At 41.0% G+C, this 4,134-nt stretch carries 5 protein-coding genes; all 5 read left to right on the forward strand.

Annotated elements, in window-relative coordinates:
* The first annotated feature begins 119 nt into the window (after positions 1–119).
* Positions 120–656, forward strand: coding sequence for an alpha/beta hydrolase (locus tag E1176_RS04825; protein ID WP_155209437.1), 537 nt, complete (start codon positions 120–122; stop codon positions 654–656).
* A 35-nt stretch (positions 657–691) separates the two neighbouring features.
* Positions 692–1,903, forward strand: coding sequence for an Nramp family divalent metal transporter (locus E1176_RS04830; RefSeq protein WP_155209438.1), 1,212 nt, complete (start codon positions 692–694; stop codon positions 1,901–1,903).
* Positions 1,904–1,906: 3 nt separating this feature from the next.
* Entirely contained in the window at positions 1,907–2,665 is a 759-nt protein-coding gene (locus E1176_RS04835) for a LamB/YcsF family protein (RefSeq protein WP_155209439.1), read from the forward strand.
* Positions 2,662–3,366 carry a 5-oxoprolinase subunit PxpB gene (gene pxpB, locus E1176_RS04840; protein WP_155209440.1) on the forward strand — a complete coding sequence of 235 codons (705 nt, stop codon included), beginning with the start codon at positions 2,662–2,664 and terminating at the stop codon, positions 3,364–3,366. Before E1176_RS04835 ends, pxpB begins: the two co-directional genes overlap by 4 nt.
* Positions 3,359–4,134, forward strand: a 776-nt coding sequence (locus tag E1176_RS04845; protein ID WP_155209441.1) for a 5-oxoprolinase subunit C family protein, incomplete at its 3' end; no start/stop codon positions are given. The genes pxpB and E1176_RS04845, both read left to right, overlap by 8 nt.

Genomic DNA, 4,134 nt, shown 5'->3' on the forward strand with positions numbered 1-4,134 from the left:
ATTGAGGTAATGGAGAAAAACAAGACATTGCTTTATGGTGCACGTTCTTCATTTGGAATAATACAAATTACAGTGAATGATGAAAATACCTTTAGTCAGCTCAAAGATTTTAGCATGCTGTGAAGCCTAGACTTATTATAATTTCTGACATTCATGGACTAGATGGTTGGCTTGATAGGTATATATCTCAACTGAATCAACATTATGAAATTGAGGTTTATGACTCACGACATTTAGCAGGGATTAGCTCTCAATTAGATGAAGACGCTGCTCACAGGCATTTTGTAAATGGAGGAATATCCAAAGCAGTCAACCATTTAATGGCAAAAGACAGAGAGTCAACGGATGTATTGGCTTTCAGTATCGGTGGCACCATAGCCTGGAAGGCAGCCCTGGCAGGCTTACGATTAAGGAATTTATGGGCTGTTTCATCCACTCGATTACGAATCGAAACCAAGGTACCAGCAACACACGTCAACCTCTATTATGGCAGTGACGACCCATATGCACCTGAGTTAAACTGGTTCCACGACAAGGGTGTTTATTATCAGTTTCTCCAAGACAAAGACCATCTGGTTTATAAGGAAATTGACTTTACCGCTGATTTAAGCGAGAAGATTATTTCTTCTATTAAGCAACTCCCCATGTCTTCATAAAAGCTTATATTAACCCAGGGTATAACGAAATCTAAATGCTTAACAAACTAAAACAACTTGGCCCTGGTGTGATGGTAGCAGCAGCTTTTATCGGACCGGGCACAGTTACCACTGCCACCATTGCCGGTGCAGGTTATGGTTATACATTGCTTTGGGCTATACTATTTTCTATCGTAGCTACCATAATTCTACAGGAAATGTCTGCCCGACTTGGGGTGATTGGTGGTATGGGGGTCGGTGAAGCTTTGAGAGATAAACCGAAAATTCCGATTATAAAAGTCGGGGTAATCGTATTGGTTATTGGTGCCATTCTAGTAGGTAATGCCGCTTATGAAGCAGGCAACATTACAGGTGCTGTGTTAGGGTTTGAAGATTTCGGGAATAATTACACGATCAACCCTTTAATAATCCTTATAGGCGTGGTGGCCTTCGGGCTTTTGTATAGTGGTCAATACAAAATAATAGAACGATCACTCATTGCCTTAGTGAGTATCATGGGTATTGTTTTTCTAGTTTCAGCCATTATGCTTCAACCAGACCTTGGTCAGATCGCATCAAACCTATTTATTCCAAAACTTCCTAAAGATGCATCTCTTATGGTGGTTGGACTTATAGGCACTACGGTTGTGCCTTACAACCTATTTTTACATGCTTCCTCAAGCAAAGAGAAATGGAGCGGACAAGATGGACTAAACCTATCACGATGGGATACCGTGATTTCAATCACATTAGGTGGCATCATCACTATGGCTATTTTAATTACGGCTGCAGTAGCCTTTGAAAATAGCGGTAAAACTGTAAATAGCTTTGGCGACCTCTCTTCCCAATTAGGACCTTTATTAGGCAATTGGTCTACAAATTTCATTGCCTTCGGGTTTTTAGCTGCCGGACTATCGTCTTCTGTAACTGCTCCTTTAGCTGCGGCCTACGCAACTTCTGAGGTACTTGGGTGGAAGCACAACTTAAAAGGAAAGCGATTTAGATTCGTATGGGCCTTTGTATTGATTTTGGGTATAATCTTTTCTTCCTTAGGCTTCAAACCCACAGCGGTTATACTTTTTGCTCAGGTAGCTAATGGCCTTTTACTGCCTATAATCGCAGGTTTCCTGGTTTGGATTATGAATGACAAACGAATTATGGGCCAATATTCAAACTCAACGACCGTTAATGTACTGGGAGTAATTGTTATATTGATAACACTGGGGTTGGGGGTTAAAAGTATACTTTCAGCTTTAGGAAAATTATAATTTATGAAAATTGATATCAATTGCGACATGGGTGAGAGCTTTGGCCAATTCAAAATTGGTAACGATACTGAATTGTTTCCTTATATCACCTCATGCAACATCGCTTGTGGCTTTCATGGTGGTGACCCTTACCATATAGAAAAGACCATTAAACATGCCATCTCTCACGGAGTGCAAATTGGAGCACATCCCTCCTATCCTGATTTAGCAGGTTTTGGAAGGAGAAAAATGCAATTATCAGTGGAAGAGCTTAGTGCCATTATTAAATATCAGGTAGCTGCTCTCAAAGGTATGACCGAAAGTTGTGGTGGTAAGCTGAAATACGTAAAACCGCACGGAGCACTTTACAACTCAATTGCAGATGATGACCAAGAGGCAACTGTAGTTATAGAAGCCATTCAGGCTGTAGATGATCAACTGGCCATTATGGGTCTTGCTGGAAGTGGTATAGAAAGCTTAGCTACGAAAAAAGGCATCAGGTTTATAAAAGAAGCTTTTGCAGATAGAAAGTATACAAGTGAAGGGCGATTAGAGTCTCGAAGCAAAGAAAATGCAGTTATTTCAAATCCTCAGGAAGCGGCAAAACAAGTAATGCATATGGTCATGCATGGCAAAGTAAGAGCGAGCGATATGTCAGAGGTAGATATTGCTGCTGATAGTGTATGTATACATGGCGATAACCCCTCCGCAGTGAATATTCTACAGGCAATAAGAAATACTGCCAGAGAGAATAATATTAGTATAGAAGCTTTCGCGATATGATGGACTGCATACCGTATGGAGACCGGGCCATGCTTGTCAGGTTTAAGCAGGAGATTGATCCTGCTATCAATCAGCAAGTAAGAGCTCTAAAAGAACAACTTATAGATGTGCATGGAGTTCTCTCGATGATTCCTGCTTATTGCTCACTCACCATTGTATTTGACCCTAATAAAATTTCTTACCTGGAACTTGAATCAAAGAGTAAAAATTGTAAATCATCAATATCTGCTGAGAAAAATGGTCGGGTTTTAAAAATCCCGGTGTGTTATGATCCTGATATAGCCCCCGATTTAGAAGAAGTGAAGACAATCACTGGCTTGACCACTCAGGAAATCGTCAAATTACATACGAGTCATACATATCAAGTATATATGATGGGTTTTATTCCTGGGTTTGCCTATATGGGTAAGCTACCAGCAGAATTGAAATGCCCAAGAAGAGACGAGCCTCGCAGGGCTGTACCAAAAGGAGCAGTAGGAATTGCTGGTTTACAAACCGGCATTTATCCATCTGTGGCACCAGGCGGTTGGCAGCTGATCGGGGGCACACCAATTGAGTGTTTTAAAGCCAAAGATGATCATCCTTTTTTGTTTGAAACAGGGGATACTACTAAGTTTTATTCGATTGACAGGGTCGAATTTTCAAAGATCGAAGTCAAAGTAAAGAACAACGAATTCAATTACGATTCGCTTTATGAATAAGGCAAAGCTACATTTCAAAAAACCCGGGCTGCAAACACTTATTCAGGATGCAGGTCGGTATGGTTTTGAAGCCTATGGTGTACCTATAAGTGGCCCAATGGATAAGTCTGCTGCAAGAATTGCAAACGCACTAGTGCAAAACCCTAGTGATTCACCTGTAATTGAAATAACTCTATTAGGGCCGGAAATAGAAGTTGAAGGCAATCTCACTGTAGCCCTTACTGGTGCTGATCTAGCGCCAACCATTAACGGAGAGAAATGGCCTATGCATCGCACTCTAGACCTAAAAAATGGAGATATTTTAAAATTTAGCCATGCTCAATCAGGTTGCAGAGCTTATCTCGCAGTAGCAGGTGACTGGATGGTCACAAAATGGTTAGGAAGCGCATCAGCTGCTACACACCAGGCTGAGATATTGACCTCCGAGAGCGTAATTGCCAAGGGTAGTACAATCGAGTTTAGGACTAAAGAGATTAAATATAAAGAGACAAATGAGCGTCCGGTATTAGCAAATGTGATAAGAGTTCGGGTACTACCCGGACCTGAGTTTGACTTATTTTCTAAATTAAATATTGCTCATTTCTTTGGTCAAGGCCACAAACTACATCATGATTCTAATAGAATGGGATGTCGCCTGAATACCAGACTAGATTTTTCACCCTCAGAAGAATTGATCTCTAGTGGTGTGATCCCAGGTACAATTCAAGTGACAAACCAAGGTCAACCTATTATACTGCTAGCTGATGCCCAAACAACGGGTGGTTATCA

Origin of the sequence: Fulvivirga aurantia (assembly GCF_009711475.1) — a bacterium.
Lineage (GTDB): Bacteria > Bacteroidota > Bacteroidia > Cytophagales > Cyclobacteriaceae > Fulvivirga > Fulvivirga aurantia.